This is a genomic window from Micromonospora sp. DT47 (genome assembly GCF_049844475.1).
GTDB lineage: Bacteria > Actinomycetota > Actinomycetes > Mycobacteriales > Micromonosporaceae > Micromonospora.
Genome location: NZ_JBNCLC010000011.1, coordinates 73,425 through 91,715, shown reverse-complemented (window position 1 = coordinate 91,715; position 18,291 = coordinate 73,425). Strand labels below are relative to the sequence as shown.

Sequence of the window (18,291 nt, the reverse complement as noted above, 5' to 3'; positions counted from 1 at the left end):
TTGGGGTTTTTCAACACCCCCAACATGTTTTCGGGGGCGGGGGGGGGGGGTGGGGGGGGGGGGGGGGGGGGGGGGGCCCCCCCCCCACCACCGCCCTCAACCGAACCCTTGAAGGAGGGTCGATGGAGTTCGACTTCGCGGAGGAACAGCCGAAGTTCCTCATGCTGATGTACGGGCTGATCGCTTTCGTCGCGGTGGTGGGCGGTCTGCTCCTGCTCCTCGACGTGGTGCCGGCCTGGTTCGCCCGACGCCGGGACGCCCAGCTGGTCGCCGCCTCGGCGAGCGGCGCCCCACTGCCCCGGCGCCGCAAGCCGCGGGAGGGGCTCTTCGCGCTCTTCTTCCTGCTGCCGACCATGCTGCTGCTCCTCGTCGGCCTGGTCGTCCCCGCCATCCGCACCACGCTGCTCTCCTTCATGGACGGCGGCAGCAACAACTGGGTCGGGTTCCGGAACTACAGCTGGATGTTCTCCGAGGACTCGATCGTCCGGGTCTTGATCAACACCCTGATCTGGGTGCTGCTGGTCCCGTTGGTGGCGACCGCGTTCGGCCTGCTCTACGCCGTCATGGTGGACAAGGCCCGGTTCGAGGCGGTCGCCAAGTCGCTGATCTTCCTGCCGATGGCCATCTCGTTCGTCGGCGCCAGCATCATCTGGAAGTTCGTCTACGCGTACCGCGGTGACGGGCAGGAACAGATCGGCCTGCTCAACCAGATCGTGGTCAGCCTCGGCGGCGAGCCGAAGCAGTGGCTGCTGGAGTCACCGCTGAACACGCTGCTGCTGATCGTGATCATGGTGTGGATCCAGGCCGGTTTCGCCATGGTGGTGCTCTCCGCCGCGATCAAGGCGATCCCGGCGGACATCGTCGAGGCGGCCCGCCTGGACGGGGTCACCCCGTGGCAGATGTTCTGGCGGATCACCATGCCGAGCATCCGGCCGGCGCTGATCGTGGTGGTGGTGACCCTGTCGATCGCCACGCTCAAGGTCTTCGACATCGTCCGGACCGCCACCAACGGCAACTACGACACCAGCGTCATCGCCAACGAGATGTACAACCAGGCGTTCCGGTACGGCCAGAACGGGCAGGGCTCCGCCCTGGCGGTCTTCCTCTTCGTCCTGGTCATCCCGATCGTGATCTACCAGATCCGCAACCTGCGTCAGCAGCGGGAGGGCTGAGATGACCACCGCCACGCCCACCGTCCCGGCGGGCACCCAGGCCACCGAAAAGACCACCGCCGCCGGTCGGGTCCGCAAGCGGCTGAACACCCGTACCGCCACGCTGGTCTCGATCGTCATCGCGGTGCTCTGGACCATCCCCACCTTCGGGCTGCTGATCTCCTCGATCCGGCCCGAGGACCAGATCAAGAGCACCGGCTGGTGGAACTACTTCACCAACCCGCAGTTCACCCTGGAGAACTACCAGGAGGTGCTCTTCAGCACCTCCTCCTCGTCGGGTCAGCTGGCCAGCTACTTCATCAACTCGCTGGCGATCACCATCCCGTCGGTGCTCTTCCCGCTCGCCTTCGCGTCGCTGGCCGCGTACGCGCTGGCCTGGATCAACTTCAAGGGTCGGGACTGGCTCTACATCGCGATCTTCGCGTTGCAGATCGTGCCGCTGCAGATGGCCCTGGTGCCGCTGCTGAAGTTCTTCTCCACCGGCGTCACCATCGCCGGCGTCACGGTGCTCCCGGCGTGGGATCTGGTCGACGAGCAGAAGTTCGCCCAGGTGTGGTTCGCGCACACCTGCTTCGCGCTGCCCTTCGCGGTGTTCCTGCTGCACAACTTCATCTCGCAGCTGCCGAGGGACCTGATGGAGGCGGCCCGGGTCGACGGGGCCACCCACCCGAAGATCTTCCGGACCATCGTGCTGCCGCTGATCACCCCGGCGCTGGCGGCGTTCGGCATCTTCCAGTTCCTCTGGGTCTGGAACGACCTGCTGGTCGCGCTGATCTTCGCCGGCGGCGGCAACGAGACCGCCCCGCTGACCGTCCGGCTGGCCGAGATGGCCGGCACCCGGGGCAACGAGTGGCAGCGGCTCACCGCGGGCGCGTTCGTCTCGATCGTCGTACCGCTGATCGTGTTCCTCTCCCTCCAGCGCTACTTCGTGCGGGGCCTGCTCGCCGGCAGCGTCAAGGGCTGACCCGGAAACCGCCGCCGCCCGGCCTCCGGGCGGCGGCGGGGGTCGGACGCGGAGCGGGGGTACCGTGACCAGGATTGATGACGTGGCCCGGCTCGCCGGGGTCTCGACCGCCACCGTCTCCCGGGCGCTGCGCGGCCTGCCGACGGTCTCGGCCGCGACGCGCCGCCGGGTGCTCGCCGCCGCCGAGCAGCTGGACTACGCGGTCTCGCCGAGCGCCTCCCGGCTGGCCGGCGGCCGCACCGGGACGGTGGCGGTGGTGGTCCCGCGGATCACCCGCTGGTTCTTCGGCACCGTCGTCGAGGCCGTCGAGGACTTCCTCCACCAGGCCGGGTATGACCTGCTCCTCTACAACCTCGGCGGGCGTGAGCAGGTCCGGCAGCGGGTGCTGCGCACCGCCAACCTGCACAAGCGGGTGGACGCGATCATGCTGGTCGCCACGCCGCTGCGGGCGGCCGACCTGACCGCGCTGGCCACCCTGGAGCTGCCGGGGATCACCATCAGCTCCGGCACCGTGGTGCCCGGCTGGCCCTGCGTCCGGATCGACGACGTGGCGGCGGCCCGGACCGCCACCCGGCACCTGCTGGACCTCGGTCACCGGCGGATCGCGCACATCTCCGGCGACCCGGACGACGAGCTGGCCTTCACCACCCACCTGGACCGCCGCTGCGGCTACCAGGAGGCGCTGCGCTCGGCCGGGATCCGCCCCGACCCCAGCCTGGACATGGAGTCGCAGTTCACCATCGACGGCGGCAACCGGGCCACCACCGAGCTGCTCGCCCGGGGCGAACCGCCGACCGCGATCTTCGCCGCCTGCGACGAGATGGCGATGGGCGCGATGACCGCCTTGCGCGACGCGGGCCTGCGGGTGCCGCAGGACGTCAGCGTGATCGGCGTCGACGACCACGACCTCGCCGGGGTGCTCGGGCTGAGCACCATCGCCCAGCCCGCCGCCGAACAGGGGCGGCTCGCCGCCCGGCTGCTGCTCGACCCGCTCGGCGCGCGCACCGTCGACGCGTACGCCGGCCGGATCCCGGACCCGCGCGGCGCCGCCGACCCACCGGGGAGCCCGGTGATCCTGCCCACTCGACTGGTGGTGCGTGAATCGACCGCGCCACCGCGGGAACACTGAACGGATTCGACCGCCCGCACCGGCTCGACACAGGGAGAAGGCTCTGAACACCGACGCGACGCAGCAGGACCAGTCCGGGGGCCCGGCCACCGGGTGGTGGACCGAGGCCGTCATCTACCAGATCTACCCGCGTTCCTTCGCCGACTCGGACGGCGACGGCATCGGCGACCTGCCCGGCATCACCGCCCGGCTCGGCCACCTCGCCGAGCTGGGCGTCGACGCTGTCTGGCTGTCGCCGTTCTATCCGTCGCCGCAGGCCGACGCCGGGTACGACGTGGCCGACTACCGGGACGTCGACCCGCTCTTCGGGCGGCTCGAGGACGCCGACAAGCTGATCGCCGAGGCCCGCGCCAAGGGTCTGAAGGTCATCGTCGACCTGGTGCCGAACCACACCTCCTCGGCGCACACCTGGTTCCGCGCGGCGCTGGCCGCCGGCCCGGGCAGCCCGGAGCGGGCCCGGTACGTCTTCCGCGACGGCCTCGGCCCGGACGGCGACCAGCCGCCGAACGACTGGCAGAGCGTGTTCGGCGGCCCAGCCTGGACCCGGGTCACCGACCCGGACGGCCGGCCCGGGCAGTGGTACCTGCACCTGTTCGACACCGGCCAGCCCGACCTCAACTGGGACAACCCGGAGGTCCAGACGGAGTTCCTGGACGTGCTGCGGTTCTGGCTGGACCGTGGCGTGGACGGCTTCCGGGTGGACGTGGCGCACGGCCTGATCAAGCAGGCCGACCTGGCCAACTGGCAGGAGCCGCAGGAGATCCTCTCCGGCAACGAGGTGGAGAAGCCCCGGCCGCCGATGTGGGACCAGGACGCCGTGCACGAGATCTACCGGGAATGGCGCCGGGTGCTCGACTCCTACGACGGCGAGCGGATCCTGGTCGCCGAGGCGTGGGTGGAGCCGGCGGAGCGGCTGGCCCGCTACGTCCGCCCCGACGAGATGCACCAGGCGTTCAACTTCGAGTACCTGCTCGCCTCGTGGACCGCGCCCGCCCAGTACGCGGTGATCACCCGCTCGCTGGAGGCCACCGACGGCGTCGGCGCCCCGACCACGTGGGTGCTCTCCAACCACGACGTGGTGCGGCACGCCTCCCGGCTCGGCCTGACCATCGGTGGCGGCCGGCCGAACGGCATCGGCATCGGCGACCAGCAGCCGGAGGCCGCGCTCGGCCTGCGCCGGGCCCGGGCGGCCACCCTGCTGATGCTGGCCCTGCCCGGCTCCGCCTACCTCTACCAGGGTGAGGAGCTGGGGCTGCCGGAGCACACCACGCTGCCGGACGAGGCCCGGCAGGACCCGACCTGGGAGCGCAGCGGGCACACCCAGCGCGGCCGGGACGGCTGCCGGGTGCCGATCCCGTGGGAGGCCGACGCCCCGTCGTACGGCTTCGGTCCGACCGATGCCAGCTGGCTGCCGCAGCCGCCGCTCTGGGCCGAGTACGCCCTGGACCGGCAGCGCGGGGTGGCCGGCTCGACGTACGAGATGTACCGCACCGCGCTGCGGCTGCGCCGCGAGCACGGACTGGCCCGGGGCCCGCTGGAGTGGCTCTCCTCGGGCGACGAGGTGCTGGCCTTCCGCAACCGCGCGCTGACCGTGCTGGCCAACTTCGGCGACACGGCCGTGCCACCGCCGGTCGGAGAGCTGCTGCACAGCAGCGCCCCGCTGGACGCCGACGGCCGGGTGCCGACCGACGTGACGGTCTGGGTCCGCGCCTGAGTGACGCCGGTCCCGCCGGCCGGCCCGGCTCCCCAAGATCCGCACAACTTCCACGGAAGTAGTGGCCTCCCCAGGTCGGGAGGCCACTCTTCCAGGAAGTTGTGCGGATCTTCACGTCCCGTCCGCGCCGGTCAGGGGTCAGAGCCGGTCGGCGCGGGCGTGCAACAGGTCGCGTACGGCCTCGATGTCGCGGGGCGACGTCCGCGACGCCAGCCAGTACATCAGCCCGGTCGGGATGAAGAAGAGCTGGAACACGGCCAGCCCGACCGCGTAGTTCAGCGGCGGCGGGAACGCCGCCCGCAGCCCGTGGAAGGCCACCCCCACCAGCCCGTTGCCGGCCGCCCGGCCGACCCCGTTGACCAGGTTGCCCAGGCTGTAGACGGTGCCCCGGTGCTCGGGCGGGTTGACGTCGGCGATCAGGGCGAACCAGTTCGGCGAGTTCGCCGAGGTCAGCGCCAGCGCGACGACGGCGGTGAGCAGACTCAGCCCGACCGTCGGCTCGGTCACCACGCTGGCCAGCACGGCCCGGACCACCGCGCCCGAGCCGGCGCCGTCCGGCACCGTGATGCGGACCGGGACCAGGAAGAGGACCAGGTAGAACGGCAGGGCGGCGAGGATGCCCACCGCCGCGACCAGTGCCCGGCCCCGTGCCGTACGCCGTTGCAGCGCGTCGCCGACCAGCCCACCGACGATGGAGAGCACCCCGCCGAGCTGGAACAGGGTGGCGAAGACGCTGCCCACCACCACCGCGGTGGCCGCCGAGTAGCCCTGGGCCTCGGCCCGCTGGGCGAAGAGCACCGGCAGCCACACCAGCGAGCCGAACGCCGCCTGCGCGGTCAGGCCCTGGAGGATCAGCCAGCGGTTGGTCCGCCGGGCCAGGATCCGGGGCAGGTCGGCTCGGGTGATCCGGTAGTCGTACTCGGCGCCGGCGTCGATCGCCCCGGCCAGCTCCGGCTCGCTCTGCCCGCGCCGGATGTCGTACGTGAAGAGGTAGGCCAGCGTCGCGGCCAGCCCGACCACGGTGAGCGCCAGGAACGGACGCCGCCAGTCGGTGTTGCCGAGGATGCCGCCGGTGAGCGTGCCGGCCAGCGTGCCCACCCCCTGCGACAGCCCCCAGAAGCTCATCACCAGGCCCCGCCGGCGCGGCGAGATCAGGTCGGTGACCACGGAGAACCCGACCGAACCGACCGCGCCCAGCCCCACCGCGGCGAGCAGTTGGGCGGCCAGGAACGTCGGGTAGTCCTGGGCGAGCGCGCTGCCGCCGGTGCCGGCGGCCCAGATCAGCGTGCCGACCATGAGCAGCGGCTTGCGGTTGGTCCGGTCGCCGACGTACGCCCAGGCCACCGCCGCGACCGCGCTGACCAGGAAGCTCACCGCGGTGACCAGCCCGAGCAGCCGCTGCGATACGCCCAGCGCGCCGGAGATCGGCCCGTAGAGCGGCGGGACCAGGCCGATCGCCATGTTGTCCAGCGAGGCGAGCACCACGAACACCACGACGCTGTAGAACCGGTGCGCCGCGTTCCCGCGCCGGGAGATCCTGGTGCTGGTCATGACCGGCAGCCAACCAGGTGCGGATCACGGGCCGGTGACGACCCCGCCCGCCCGTCCCTCAGAGGTAGCCGCCGATCTCGACCGGGACCGCGCCGACCGGGGCGACCCCGGAGCGCAGCGCGTACAGCTCGGCCAGCGTCGCGCCCTGCGGCGGCACGCCCACCGAGGCGCCGAGCCAGCGGGTCGCCTCCGGGTACGACAGCGGGCCCACCTCGACGCGGGCCAGGCACCGGCCCGGCCGGACGACCGCGGGGTGCAGCCGGGACAGGTCCTCGTTGGTGGTGATCGCGACCAGCACGTCCCGGCCCTGACCGAGCAGCCCGTCGGTGAGGTTGAGCAGGCGGGACAGCGCCTGCCCGGCGGCCTGCTTCGCCTCGCCCCGGATCAGCTCGTCGCAGTCCTCCAGGATCAGCAGCCGCCACCGGCGGCCCGGGCCGCCCTCACCGTCGTCCTCCTCGCCGACCGCGACCTCGGACAGGTAGGCCGCGTCGCCGAAGAGTGCGTCCGGGTCGAGGACGCAGTCGACCTGGCACCAGTCGCGCCACTGCCGGGACAGCGCCCGCAGGGTCGTCGTCTTGCCCGTGCCGGGCGCCCCGTGCAGCAGGACCAGCCGGCCGGAGATGGTCTCCGGGGTGGCGGCCATCAGCCCGTCGAGGGCGGTACGCGCGTCGGCGGCGTAGTTGTGCCGGATGGCGGCCCACTCCGGCGCCGCGATCGACCGCAGGTCGCGCTGGGCGCCCCGGCGGGGATTCTGGTGCCAGAAGCCGATCCGGCCGGTGTCGGGGTCCTCCGGCTCGGCCGCCCCGTCGACGATCCGGTCCAGGGCCGCCTGGCCGACCTCGTCGCTCACCGCCGTCACCGTCACCTCGGCTCCGCGCCCCTTCCAGCTCACCACCCGGGCGGTCCACCCGTCGCCGGCGAGCAGCCGGGACCGCTGCCGGGGCTCGATGGCGGTCCGCAGCAACCGCCCGTCCGCGGGGGTCAGCGTCGCGTCGGGGCGTACCCGGGGCAGCCGGAGGGTGCGCGACCAGGGATGCCGCCCGGTGACGAAGTCCGCCAGCACCAGCGCGTCGACCACGTCGCACGGGGTGTCGGAGTCGTCGTACTGGAGGACGGAGGGCAGGGCCGGATCGGCGGGGGCGGTGCGCATCAGTCGATGATCGCCAGGACGGGCACCACCCGTACAGCCGTTTACCGCTGCGGCCCGTCGGACCGGTCGAGCGTCCGGTCGCGGGCTCCGGCGTACCGCTCGCGGATGGCGGGGACCGGCTCGGCGGCGTACTCCCGGGTGTCGGTGACCGACCACCCGGGCGGCGTCGCGCCGCCCAGGGCGAGCCAGGCGGCCTGGCGGGCCGCGCCGTCGGCGACGTACTCGCCCGGCGGCGGGATGACCACCGGGCGGCCGAAGACCTGCGGGGCGATCCGGCGCACCGCCGCCGAACGGGCCCCCCCGCCGACCAGGATCACCCGTTCCACGACGGCCCCCTGCGCGGTGAGCGCGTCGAGGCCGTCGGCGAGCGCGCAGAGCATCCCCTCGACGGCGGCCCGGGCCAGGTGCTCCGGGGTCGAGGTACGCAGGGTGAGCCCGTGCACCGCGCCGGTGGACAGCGGCCGGTCGGGGGTCCGCTCCCCCTCCAGGTAGGGGACCATGACCAGCCCGTCCGCGCCGGGCGGGGCCGCGAGCGCCAGCTCGGAGAGCTCGTCCAGGCCGACCCGGAGCATCGCCGCGGCGGCGTCGAGCACCCGGGCGGCGTTGAGGGTGCAGACCAACGGCAGGAACCGGCCGGAGGCGTCGGCGAAGCCGGCGACGACGCCGCTCGGGTCGGCGGCCGGGGCGTCGGCCACCGCGAACACCGTCCCGGAGGTGCCGATCGAGACGACCACGTCGCCGGGACCCGCCCCGACGCCGAGCGCGGCGGCGGCGTTGTCCCCGGTCCCCGGGCCGAGCAGCACCCCGCCGGTCGCGGCGACGGGCCGGGCGCCCCCGCCGGACGGCATGCCCCGCGAGCCGGACCGGCCGGCGCCGAACGCGGCCGGGTCGAGGACGCCCGCCGGCTCGGTCGGGCCGAGCACGGTCGGCACCCGCACCGCCCGACCGAGGGCCTGCTCCAACAGGTCCAGGCGGTACTCACCGGTCCGCGGCGACCAGTAGCCGGTGCCGCTGGCGTCGCCCCGGTCGGTATGCAAGGCGTCCAGGTCGGGCGCGCCGGCCAGCCGCCAGGTGAGCCAGTCGTGCGGCAGGCAGACCGCCGCCACCCGCGCCGCCTGTGCCGGCTCGTGCCGGGCCAGCCAGCGCAGCTTGGTCGCGGTGAAGCTGGCCACCGGCACGCTGCCCACCGCCTCGGCCCAGAACCGCCGGCCGGCCTCGCCGCCGCCGGCCTCCGCGATCAGGTCGCGGGCGGCCCCGGCCGAGCGGGTGTCGTTCCAGAGCAGCGCCGGGCGGACCACCTCGCCCGCCCGGTCCAGGCAGACCATGCCGTGCTGCTGGCCGGCGACCGAGACGGCCACCACGTCGGCCAGCCCGCCGGCGTCGTCGACGGCCGCCCGGAGGGCGTCCCACCATGCCTCCGGGTGGACCTCGGTGCCGTCCGGGTGCGGCGCCCGGCCCTGCCTGGCCAGCGCGCCGGTCTCCGCGTCCCGGACGACGACCTTGCAGGACTGGGTGGACGAGTCGACGCCGGCGACGAGCGGCATGGCGGCCCGCCTCAGCGCGCGCCGAGCAGGTGCTCGACGGCGAGCTGGTTGAGCCGGACGAAGCCGAGGCCCCTGGCGCCCGCCGCGTCGGGGTCGAAGTCCTCGAACGCGGAGGCGTCGGCGAGCAGGTCGGCGTAGCTCTCCCCCGGGTTCAGCGTCGGGGTGGCCAGGTCGGTGACCTTGCTGGCAGCCAGCGCCTCGGCCACCTCGGGGTCGGCCCGGAACGCCGCCGCCCGCTCCTTGAGCAGCAGGTACGTCCGCATGTTCGCCTCCGCCGAGGCCCACACCCCGGTGATGTCCTCGGTGCGGGACGGCTTGTAGTCGAAGTGCCGCGGCCCGTCGTACGCGGGCCCGCCGTCGGGACCGCCGTGTTCCAGCAGGTCGACCAGGGCGAAGGCGTTGAGCAGGTCGCCGTGGCCGAAGACCAGGTCCTGGTCGTACTTGATGCCGCGCTGGCCGTTGAGGTCGATGTGGAACAGCTTGCCCTGCCAGAGCGCCTGGGCGATGCCGTGCGCGAAGTTGAGGCCGGCCATCTGCTCGTGCCCGACCTCCGGGTTGAGCCCGACCAGCTCGGGGCGGGCCAGGGTGGAGATGAATGCCAGCGCATGCCCGACGGTGGGGAGCAGGATGTCGCCGCGCGGCTCGTTCGGCTTGGGCTCGATGGCGAAGCGCAGGTCGTAGCCGCGGTCGACGACGTACTGGCAGAGCAGGTCGACCGCCTCGCGGTAGCGGTCCAGCGCCGAGCGGACGTCCTTGGCCAGGTCGTACTCGGCGCCCTCCCGGCCGCCCCACATCACGAAGGTGCGGGCGCCCAGCTCGGCGGCGAGGTCGACGTTGCGCAGCACCTTGCGCAGCGCGTACCGGCGGACGTCGCGGTCGTTGCTGGTGAAGCCGCCGTCCTTGAAGACCGGGTGGGTGAAGAGGTTGGTGGTGACCATCGGGACGACCAGGCCGGTCTCGTCGAGGGCCTTGCGGAACCGGGTCAGGTGGGCGTCCCGGGTGGCGGCGTCCGCGCCGAAGGGAACCAGGTCGTCGTCATGGAAGGTGATCCCGTACGCGCCGAGCCCGGCGAGCCGGTGGACCGCCTCGACCGCGTCCAGCTCGGGCCGGGTGGCGTCGCCGAACGGGTCGCGGGCCTGCCAACCCACCGTCCAGAGACCGAAGGAGAACTTGTCGGCGGGGGTGGGACGGGGTGCCATGGCAGACCTCCGGTGGTGTTCGTCCGCAATTTGTTCAGTGATTGAATTAAATGACCGGCGTGTGGCACTGTCAAGCGGTGACCGACACCCGCACCGCCGGAGCGGTCCGGCAGGGCAGCCTCCGCGAGCTCAACCTCGCGGTGGTGCTCCGGCGGATCGCCACCGCCGACCCGCCGCCCTCCCGGGCCGGGATCGCCGCCGACACCGGCCTGACCCGGGCCACCGTCTCGGCGGTGGTCGACGACCTGATCACCGGCGGACTGGTGGCCGAGGCCGCGCCCGCGCCCCGCGCCGGCGCCGGCCGCCCCGCCCGGGGGCTGCGGCTCGCCGCCGACGGTCCCGCCGGGCTCGGGCTGGAGATCAACGTCGACTACCTCGCCGCCTGCGTGGTCGACCTTGCGGGGACCGTCCGGCACCACGAGGTACGCCGGGCCGACCTGCGCCCCGTCTCCCCCGCCGACGCGCTCGCCCGCCTGGCCGAGCTGGCCGGCCGGGCGCACACCGCCGCGGTGCGGGAGGGCCTGACCCTGGCCGGGGCGACGCTGGCCGTGCCGGGTCTGGTCGACGCGCGCGGGCTGGTCCGGCTGGCACCCAACCTCGGCTGGCGGGACGTGGACGTGCCCGCGCTGCTCACCGGTCACCCGCTGCCGACCGAACCGGTTGACGACGTGCCGCCGCTCGTCGTGGAGAACGAGGCGAACCTCGCCGCCCTCGGCGAGCTGCACGCCCGCCCGGACGGGCCGCGCAGCTTCCTGCACGTCTCCGGCGAGATCGGCATCGGCGCCGGGATCGTGCTCGACGGCGCGCTCTTCCGGGGCGCCCGGGGCTGGAGCGGCGAACTCGGACACGTGACCGTGGACCCGGCCGGGCCGACCTGCCGCTGCGGCGCGCGGGGCTGCCTGGAGACGTACGCCGGCCAGGAGGCCGTCCTGGCGGCGGCCGGGCTGGCCGGCGCGGACCTGCCGGCGGACACCGCCGCCCGGCGGCTGGCCGACCTGGCCGCGGCGGGCGACCCGGCGACCCTGGACGCGCTGCGCGCCGCCGGCACCGCCCTCGGGGTGGCCGTCGCCGGCGTGGTGAACCTGCTGGATCTGGACACCGTGGTCCTCGGCGGCGGCTACGCCACCCTCGCGCCCTGGCTGCGCCCGCCGGTGGTCGCGGAGCTCGCCGACCGGGTGCTCACCGCCGCGTGGTCGCCGGTCACGGTACGCGCCGCGGCACTCGGCCCCGCGTCGGCCGCGGTCGGCGGGGCGGGCGCGGTGGTACGCCGGATCATCGCCCGGCCGTCCGGTTGGCTGGCCCATGCGGGGTGACCCGGACTTCCTGGATGGGCGATCCCAGGCCGGCGTCCCGGGCGAACTGCTGCTGGCATACACCGACGGGGTGACCGAGGCGCGCGGCGGCCCGGCGGCGGTGGAGATGTTCGGCGAGACCCGGCTGCGGCAGGCGCTCGCCTCGGTGGCCGGCCTGCCACCCGGCGGCGGTCAGGCCGAGCGGGCCACCGAGGGGCCGTCCCACGCCGCGTCCCGGGCCTGCGGGGGCAGGCCGGTGGGCCACTCCGCCCGGGGCCGGACGGCGACCTCCCGGTCCCGGGCCACCCGGTCGAACTCCCGGATTCCCCGCAGCAGCGCCTCCCGGTCCTCACCGCTCATGCGGGCGAGCACCTCGGCCAGCCGCTGCCGGCGGTCCTGCCGCAGCTCGGCGAGGAGCCGCTGGGCCTCCGGGGTCAGGTGCAGCGAGATCTCCCGGCGGTCCGACCGGCCCGGCTCCCGTTCGAGCATCCCGGCGGCGACCAGCCGGTCGCAGAGCCGGCTGGCCGAGGAGAGCAGCATGTCCAGGAGCGTGGCGAGCCGGCGGAGGTTGATCCCGTCGTACCGCTCCACCACCATCACGGTGCGTAGTTGGGCGCTGGAGAGGCGGCTGGTGGTGCGTTCCCGCGCCGCCTCCCAGACGGAGAGCAGGGCACCCGCCGCGGCGTCGAGCTCGGCGGCCATACTCACTTCTGGTCCTACCGGACCCTGTTGTTCGGCCATGGTGGGCACGAGACTACCCGGCGTCCCTGGTCGGCGGCCCTGTCTGAAGGAGTGACGATGAGTAAACCGGAGGACCGGGCGCGGCAGGTGCTGGCCGAGGCCCCGGCCGATCTTCTGCTGGACCGGCTCGGCGCCCTGCTGGCGCGCGACTACCGGATCACCGAGATCGAGCTGTTCCAGGCCGACTACCGGCTCTCCGCGCTGCTCCCGCTCGGCGACGGGGAGCCGCTCACCGGCCCGGGCCACCCGGCGTGGCGGTCCTTCGACCATCAGGAGCCGGTGCTGGCCGACGGCGCCGCCTGGTTCCCGGTCGGGATGCGCGGCGAACGGCGCGGCGTGCTGCGGCTGGCCCCGGTCCCGGACGACCGGGCCGTGGTCGCCGAGCTGGACGGCATCGCCACCGCGCTCGGGCACGAGCTCGCCGCCGTCTCCGCCGGCACCGACGTCTACCGGACGGCCCGGCGGACCCGCCGGCTCACCCTCGCCGCCGAGATGCAGTGGGAGCTGCTGCCCGGCCGCAGCCGGATCCGCCCCTCGTTCAGCCTGGCCGGCCAGCTGGAGCCGGCGTACACGGTGCGCGGCGACGGCTTCGACTGGTCCGACGACGGGCACCGGCTCTGGCTCTCCACGATCAACGGGATGGGCGAGGGGGTGACCGCCTCGATGCTCACCTCGCTGGCCACCTACGCGTTGCGCAACGGGCGCCGGGCCGGGCTGGCCCTGGCCGACCAGGCGGCCCTCGCCGACCAGGCGATCTACGCCCTGCACCGGGGCGAGCAGCACCTCTCCGCCCTGCTGCTGGAGCTCGACCTGGCCTCGGGCGAGCTGACCGTGGTCGACGCCGGCTCGCCCCGCCTGGTGCTGCTGCGCGACGGCGAGGTCACCGAGCAGGTGCTGGAGAAGCAGTTCCCGCTGGGCATGTTCGAGGGCACCGACTACCAGGAGCAGCGCTTCACGCTGCGCCGCGGCGACCGGCTCTTCGTGCTCAGCGACGGGGTGGTCGACGCGACCGGCGGCAACGTCCGGTACGGGGAGACCGCGCTGGACCGCTTCCTGCGCCGGACCGGTCCGATGGAGCCGCTGGACGCGGTCCGGTCGCTGATCGGGGACCTGCGGGCTTTCGTCGCCGGCGACCTGGTCGACGACGCGGTGGTGGTCTGCTTCGACTGGACCGGCCCGCAGCCGTGACCGCCCCGGCGGGTCAGTACGCCCCGCGGCTGCGCAGCACCGCGCCGAAGGTCTTCCAGAGGATGGTCAGGTCGGCGGCGAGGGACCAGTTCTCGACGTAGTAGAGGTCGAGCCGGATGCCGTCCTCCCAGCTCAGGTCGGACCGGCCGCTGACCTGCCAGAGCCCGGTCATGCCCGGCTTGACCAGCAGGCGACGGGCCACGTCGCCGTCGTAGCGGGCCACCTCCGACGGCAGCGGCGGGCGGGGGCCGACCAGGCTCATCTGGCCGAGCAGCACGTTGACCAGCTGGGGCAGCTCGTCCAGCGACCACTTACGCAGCAGCCGCCCGACCCGGGTGACCCGCGGGTCGTCGCGCATCTTGAACATCAGGCCGTCGGCCTCGTTGCCGGCGGCGAGGTCGGCGAGGAGGGCGGCGGCGTTGACCACCATGGTGCGGAACTTGAGCACCCCGAACTCGCGGCCGCCCTGCCCCACCCGGACCTGGCGAAACAGCACCGGGCCCCGGCTGTCCAGCCGGATCGTCAGCGCGATCACCGCCAGCAGCGGCAGCAGCAGCGCCAGCGCCAGCGCGGCGGCGGTCCGGTCGACGAACTCCTTGACCAGCTTGCGGGCGCCCCGGAACTCGGGCGCCTCGACGTGGATGAGCGGCAGGCCGGCGACCGGACGGGTGTGGATGCGCGGGCCGGCCACGTCGGTCAGCGCGGGGGCGACAACCAGGTCGACGCCGGTGCCCTCCAACTGCCAGCCGAGTCGGCGCAGCCGGGTCGCGGTCAGCTCGCCGGACGCGGTGACCGCGACGGTGTCCGCGCCGATCGCCGCGGCCGCCTCCGGTACGCCCCGCAGCGAACCCACCACCGGCACGTCGCTGAGTCGCTGCGGCACCGGCGCGAGCAGCGCGTCGGGGATGCAGGCGCCGACCACGTGGTAGCCGGCGTACGGCTCGCGGCGCAGGGTGTGCACCAGCTCCAGCACGTGCGCGGTGTCACCGACCACCAGCACCCGGCGGGACCAACCGGCGCCCCTGCAGCGGGCCCGGTGCAGCCGCTTGCGCGCGGCGAACCGGGTCACCTCCAGGGCGACCGTGCCGACGGCGAAGGAGATGCCGAGGAAACCCCGGGACACCTCGACGTCGGCGATGTAGCCGGCGATGGCGATCCCGCCGGCCAGGCGCAGGCTGCCGGAGCTGACCCGGCGGTACTCGTCGGCGCCGTAGCCGAGGACCCGGTCGTCGTAGCAGCCCATCGCCTTGAGTGAGACCAGCCAGACGAGCACCAGGGCGGGCGCCACGAGGACGTACGGGATCTCGGAGCCGACCGGCACCCGGTCGCCGAAGCGAGCGGCGTACCCGGCGAGGACGGCGAGGGAGAGGACCGCGGTGTCCAGCACCACCAGGGTCCGGACGTACGCCCGCTGGTCGGCGCGGGTGAAGGTGGTCGGTGGCCGCCCGCCACCCGACGTCGACGAGATCCGGACGGGCGTGGACAGCGTCGCCGAGGTCACCCAGCCTCCCCACATCGCACAGGTCCGCTCCCGCCGGGGTCCGGCGACGGAGCACTCCCGACATCCTGCCTGACGATGATGGTCACCGATTACTTCCGACGTCTTACCGTCAGTTTTATCTTCTCTTGGTCGGCGACCGAAACGCGAACCGCCGCACCGGATCCCCCCGGTGCGGCGGCCGTCCGCACTGTGCCGCGACTCAGCGCGGCGCGTTCGGGCGCAGCGCGAGCGCGCCGAGGAAGATGTCACCGATCTTGTTCGGGTCCGCGGCGACGAAGGGCGCGCCGCCGGTGACGTCGGTCATCGCCTTCAACTCGGCCCTGGAGACCTCGCCGCCGATACCGATGATGATCATCTGCACCGGCCGCTCCGGGTCCGTCAGCTTCTTCAGCTCGCTGATCAGCGCGGCCTGGGAGATGCCGTTGTCGTCGTCGTTCACGCCGTCGGTGAAGAGCACGATCGAGTTGACCCGACCCGGCTCCCAGTCCTGCTGCACCTTCTTGTACGCGGCGAGGACGGTGTCGTACAGGCCGGTGTTGCCCTTGTCCTTCGGACGAATGCCAGGCAGCTCCTGCTCCAGCTTGCTCCGGTTGGTAGAGAGCGGCCCGATCGGCACGATCTCCTGCCAGTCCTGCTGGCCGACCAGCTGGGTGGAGAAGGTCCAGAGGCCGATCGACCAGGAGTTGTCGAACAGCCCCAGACCGCGCAGGGCCGCCTCGACGGTGACCTCCTCCCGGCTGCGGCCACGGGCCGAGGGAACCGGCTCCTTCATCGAGCCGGAGCGGTCGATGATGGCGAGCATCCGACCCGGCTGGGTGGCGATCGACCACCCGGAGACCGCACGGCCTATCGCGACGGGGTCCAGGCCACCCGTCGCGCCGCCGCCGGCCGGCGGGACGGTCGCGCCGCCCGCCGGGCTGGGCGCCCCCGGCAGCGCCTTGAAGCCGTCACCCCAGTTGCCGTCCGGGGCCCGCAGCGACTGGGCGGCCAGCCGGTTGCGGAAGCCCCGCGTGGTGAGGACCTCGAAGAGCACCTTGGCGGCGGACGCCTTGACCGGCTCGATGCCGGGCAGCACCGCGTACGGGTAGTCCAGCGGCATCGGCGACGGCTCCAGGTAGAGCGCGGCCAGCGGGATCGGCGGCTTGGTGGCGTTGTACGCCATCACGTCTTCCTCGGACAGCGCGGCGGCGCCCAGCCCGGCCGCGATCGACGTCGGGTCGTTGGAGCGCGGGAACCGGGCGAGCAGGTCCTGCCGCAGCGCGGACCGGCCGGTGGCCAGCGCCCGCAGCGCGCCGGTGGTCGCCTTCGCGTCCCCGCCGGCGCTCGCCGCGGCGGTCAGCGAGAGCAGCCCGGAGAGGCCGGCCGCGTCCTGGGTCGGCTCGACGATCCCGGCCCGCAGCGGCTTGCCGGAGGTGACCGCCTTCAGCATGTCGGTCCACTTCAGCTTCTTGTCCGGCCAACCGAACCGGGTGGCGACCGGCTCCGGCATCGCCACCACCACCGGGCTGCGGGCGATCGAGGCACCGTTGGCCGGGGCGAACGCGGTGGCGCCGCCGGTCTTCAGCCGCAGCAGCCAGGTGGAGGAGTCCGGGATCCAGACGTCGGGGGTGATCGCCGTGCCGCTCGCCTGGCCCACGCCGGCGAGGGTGGCCCCGTGCTTGCTGGCGACCGCGGCCGCCATGTCCACCGGCTCCGAGGCCGCCACGGTCACCGCGATGCAGGTGCCACCCACCGCCGCGCCGTCGTCGACCCACTGCGCCGCGGCGGCCTGCACCGCTGGGGCGAGCTCCGGGGCCGTCGCCACGGCGAGCTGGATCTGGCCGGAGCAGGACGGCCCGGCCAACTGCTGGTAGCCGAACCAGGACCCTGCAACCACGACGACGAGCGCGGTCGCCGCTGCGGCGGCACCTGCTCCACGGATACTTGAACTCATGCGATGGCGGCCAGACACGGTGACCATCTTGCGTAACCGGTCCGGTTGGTGCCACAACCGTTCGGACGAAAGTTACGCAGGAGATACAGTTGATCGCACTTTTGGCACGGTGAGTAATCAGTCAGTCTCCCGGCGTCGCCATTGTCCACATCGGATGGGCTGGCTCACGGCAGCACACAGGTGGGGCTCGGCACCGGCACCGGCTCACCGACCGGTGTCGGTACGCCGGAGGACGGATCCACCCGGAACACCCGGACCATGTCGGCCCGCTCGTCGGCGACGTAGAGGTGCTCCCCGGTGAGCACGATGTGCCGGGGCCACTCCCCGCCCGTCTCCACCTCCTCGACCAGCCGGGGCAGCTCTCCCTCGAGCGTGAAGACCGAGACCGTCCCCACCCCCCGGATGCCGACGTAGAGGAACCGGCCGTCCGGTCCGACGGTGATCTCCGATGGCTGGACGTGCCCGGCCCGGCCGCTGGCGTCCACCCGGCCCCGCTGGTGCAGCACCCCCTCCGGGGTCAGCTCGTACGCGGTGACCGTCCCGTCCAGCTCGCCGGCGAGCCAGCAGCGCCGCCCGTCCGGGTGCCGGGCCAGGTGGCGCGGCCCGGTCCCGGGAGCGGTACGGACCCGCGGCGCCCGGGGCACCAGCCTGCCCGAGGCTGCGTCCAGGTCGTACCGGTAGACCGAGTCGGTGCCGAGGTCGACGGCGAGCAGCGGCCCCGCGCCCGGGTCCGGCGAGACCATGTGGGTGTGCGCCTTCTCCTGGCGCTCCGGGTCCGGGCCGTGCCCCTGGTGGACGACCAGGTCGGTGCGCTCCCCCGGGACGCCGCGGCCGTCCAGCGGGAAGACCGCCACGCTGCCGCCGCCGTAGTTGGCGACGAAGAGGTGCCCGCCATCGGGCGCGACCGCCAGGTGGCACGGCTCGGCGCCACCGGTCGGGCGGACGCCCAGCGGGCTCAACTCCCCCCGCTCGCCGACGGCGAAGGCGCTGACCTCCCCCTCCGGCAGCTCGTTGACGGCGTACAGCACCGGCAGGGCGGGGTGCCGGGTGAGGAAGGACGGGTTCGCGGTGACCGCGACCGTGCCGAGCGGGGTGAGCTCCCCGGAGTCGGGGTCGCGGCGAGCGGCGACGATGCCGTCACCCCGTCCGCCGCCCTCCGCCGTGTAGCCGCCGATGTGGACGATCGTGCCGGTCACCGAACCACCCTCCGCCG

At 73.8% G+C, this 18,291-nt stretch carries 14 protein-coding genes and 1 pseudogene; 7 read left to right on the top strand and 8 right to left on the bottom strand.

Annotated features, from left to right (window positions below):
- The first annotated feature begins 122 nt into the window (after window positions 1–122).
- The 4 genes from ACLQ2U_RS18585 to ACLQ2U_RS18570 all read left to right on the top strand — a co-directional run bounded on the left by ACLQ2U_RS18585 (window position 123) and on the right by ACLQ2U_RS18570 (window position 4,979).
- Window positions 123–1,172 carry a carbohydrate ABC transporter permease gene (locus ACLQ2U_RS18585; protein ID WP_425751939.1) on the top strand — a complete coding sequence of 350 codons (1,050 nt, stop codon included), beginning with the start codon at window positions 123–125 and terminating at the stop codon, window positions 1,170–1,172.
- A 1-nt stretch (window position 1,173) separates the two neighbouring features.
- Window positions 1,174–2,136 carry a carbohydrate ABC transporter permease gene (locus ACLQ2U_RS18580; protein WP_425751938.1) on the top strand — a complete coding sequence of 321 codons (963 nt, stop codon included), beginning with the start codon at window positions 1,174–1,176 and terminating at the stop codon, window positions 2,134–2,136.
- 64 nt (window positions 2,137–2,200) lie between these two features.
- On the top strand, window positions 2,201–3,265 hold the full coding sequence (locus tag ACLQ2U_RS18575) for a LacI family DNA-binding transcriptional regulator (RefSeq protein WP_425751937.1): 1,065 nt from the start codon (window positions 2,201–2,203) through the stop codon (window positions 3,263–3,265).
- A gap of 43 nt (window positions 3,266–3,308) precedes the next feature.
- The gene (locus ACLQ2U_RS18570; RefSeq protein ID WP_425752055.1) at window positions 3,309–4,979 is read left to right on the top strand and encodes a glycoside hydrolase family 13 protein; all 1,671 of its coding nucleotides are present in this window, start codon (window positions 3,309–3,311) and stop codon (window positions 4,977–4,979) included.
- 138 nt (window positions 4,980–5,117) lie between these two features.
- Here ACLQ2U_RS18570 and ACLQ2U_RS18565 read toward each other — a convergent pair whose 3' ends face one another.
- Genes ACLQ2U_RS18565 through xylA form a run of 4 tightly spaced genes read right to left on the bottom strand, consistent with a single transcriptional unit; the run spans window position 5,118 to window position 10,423 of the window.
- Window positions 5,118–6,530 (bottom strand): MFS transporter, encoded by a 1,413-nt coding sequence (locus ACLQ2U_RS18565; protein WP_425751936.1) that lies wholly within the window; start codon window positions 6,528–6,530, stop codon window positions 5,118–5,120.
- A 58-nt stretch (window positions 6,531–6,588) separates the two neighbouring features.
- Window positions 6,589–7,680: a DUF5925 domain-containing protein gene (locus tag ACLQ2U_RS18560; protein WP_425751935.1), complete on the bottom strand. Its 1,092-nt coding sequence runs from the start codon at window positions 7,678–7,680 to the stop codon at window positions 6,589–6,591.
- A gap of 41 nt (window positions 7,681–7,721) precedes the next feature.
- Window positions 7,722–9,224 carry a xylulokinase gene (xylB, locus tag ACLQ2U_RS18555; protein ID WP_425751934.1) on the bottom strand — a complete coding sequence of 501 codons (1,503 nt, stop codon included), beginning with the start codon at window positions 9,222–9,224 and terminating at the stop codon, window positions 7,722–7,724.
- Window positions 9,225–9,235: 11 nt separating this feature from the next.
- Complete coding sequence (gene xylA / locus ACLQ2U_RS18550) at window positions 9,236–10,423, bottom strand: xylose isomerase (RefSeq protein WP_425751933.1); 1,188 nt, start codon at window positions 10,421–10,423, stop codon at window positions 9,236–9,238.
- A 50-nt stretch (window positions 10,424–10,473) separates the two neighbouring features.
- On the opposite strand from xylA, the gene ACLQ2U_RS18545 reads away from it, so the two are divergent.
- Window positions 10,474–11,736, top strand: coding sequence for an ROK family transcriptional regulator (locus tag ACLQ2U_RS18545; RefSeq protein ID WP_425751932.1), 1,263 nt, complete (start codon window positions 10,474–10,476; stop codon window positions 11,734–11,736).
- A pseudogene (locus ACLQ2U_RS18540) lies at window positions 11,726–11,839 on the top strand (hypothetical protein); the annotation flags it as partial. The gene ACLQ2U_RS18545 and the pseudogene ACLQ2U_RS18540, both read left to right, overlap by 11 nt.
- 68 nt (window positions 11,840–11,907) lie before the next feature.
- On the opposite strand, the gene ACLQ2U_RS18535 reads toward ACLQ2U_RS18540, so the two are convergent.
- Window positions 11,908–12,417 carry a MarR family winged helix-turn-helix transcriptional regulator gene (locus ACLQ2U_RS18535; RefSeq protein ID WP_425751931.1) on the bottom strand — a complete coding sequence of 170 codons (510 nt, stop codon included), beginning with the start codon at window positions 12,415–12,417 and terminating at the stop codon, window positions 11,908–11,910.
- A gap of 96 nt (window positions 12,418–12,513) precedes the next feature.
- Here ACLQ2U_RS18535 and ACLQ2U_RS18530 point away from each other — a divergent pair, with 96 nt between their 5' ends.
- Window positions 12,514–13,644, top strand: coding sequence for a PP2C family protein-serine/threonine phosphatase (locus ACLQ2U_RS18530; protein WP_425751930.1), 1,131 nt, complete (start codon window positions 12,514–12,516; stop codon window positions 13,642–13,644).
- 13 nt (window positions 13,645–13,657) lie between these two features.
- Here the strand turns inward: ACLQ2U_RS18530 and ACLQ2U_RS18525 are convergent, their stop codons facing one another.
- From ACLQ2U_RS18525 to ACLQ2U_RS18515, 3 genes are all read right to left on the bottom strand, one after another.
- Window positions 13,658–15,145: a sugar transferase gene (locus ACLQ2U_RS18525; RefSeq protein ID WP_425751929.1), complete on the bottom strand. Its 1,488-nt coding sequence runs from the start codon at window positions 15,143–15,145 to the stop codon at window positions 13,658–13,660.
- A gap of 199 nt (window positions 15,146–15,344) precedes the next feature.
- Window positions 15,345–17,078: a VWA domain-containing protein gene (locus ACLQ2U_RS18520; RefSeq protein WP_425751928.1), complete on the bottom strand. Its 1,734-nt coding sequence runs from the start codon at window positions 17,076–17,078 to the stop codon at window positions 15,345–15,347.
- 164 nt (window positions 17,079–17,242) lie between these two features.
- On the bottom strand, window positions 17,243–18,274 hold the full coding sequence (locus tag ACLQ2U_RS18515) for a lactonase family protein (RefSeq protein ID WP_425751927.1): 1,032 nt from the start codon (window positions 18,272–18,274) through the stop codon (window positions 17,243–17,245).
- Between the last annotated feature and the right edge of the window lie 17 nt (window positions 18,275–18,291).

What these genes read in the sequence shown, in the direction of transcription:
- ACLQ2U_RS18585 (WP_425751939.1), top strand. Translation starts at nt 123, where the DNA reads ATGGAGTTCGACTTCGCGGAGGAACAGCCGAAGTTCCTCATGCTGATG.
- ACLQ2U_RS18580 (WP_425751938.1), top strand. Translation starts at nt 1,174, where the DNA reads ATGACCACCGCCACGCCCACCGTCCCGGCGGGCACCCAGGCCACCGAA.
- ACLQ2U_RS18565 (WP_425751936.1), bottom strand. Translation starts at nt 6,530, where the DNA reads ATGACCAGCACCAGGATCTCCCGGCGCGGGAACGCGGCGCACCGGTTC.
- ACLQ2U_RS18560 (WP_425751935.1), bottom strand. Translation starts at nt 7,680, where the DNA reads ATGCGCACCGCCCCCGCCGATCCGGCCCTGCCCTCCGTCCTCCAGTAC.
- xylB (WP_425751934.1), bottom strand. Translation starts at nt 9,224, where the DNA reads ATGCCGCTCGTCGCCGGCGTCGACTCGTCCACCCAGTCCTGCAAGGTC.
- xylA (WP_425751933.1), bottom strand. Translation starts at nt 10,423, where the DNA reads ATGGCACCCCGTCCCACCCCCGCCGACAAGTTCTCCTTCGGTCTCTGG.
- ACLQ2U_RS18545 (WP_425751932.1), top strand. Translation starts at nt 10,474, where the DNA reads ATGACCGGCGTGTGGCACTGTCAAGCGGTGACCGACACCCGCACCGCC.
- ACLQ2U_RS18535 (WP_425751931.1), bottom strand. Translation starts at nt 12,417, where the DNA reads ATGGCCGCCGAGCTCGACGCCGCGGCGGGTGCCCTGCTCTCCGTCTGG.
- ACLQ2U_RS18530 (WP_425751930.1), top strand. Translation starts at nt 12,514, where the DNA reads ATGAGTAAACCGGAGGACCGGGCGCGGCAGGTGCTGGCCGAGGCCCCG.
- ACLQ2U_RS18520 (WP_425751928.1), bottom strand. Translation starts at nt 17,078, where the DNA reads ATGAGTTCAAGTATCCGTGGAGCAGGTGCCGCCGCAGCGGCGACCGCG.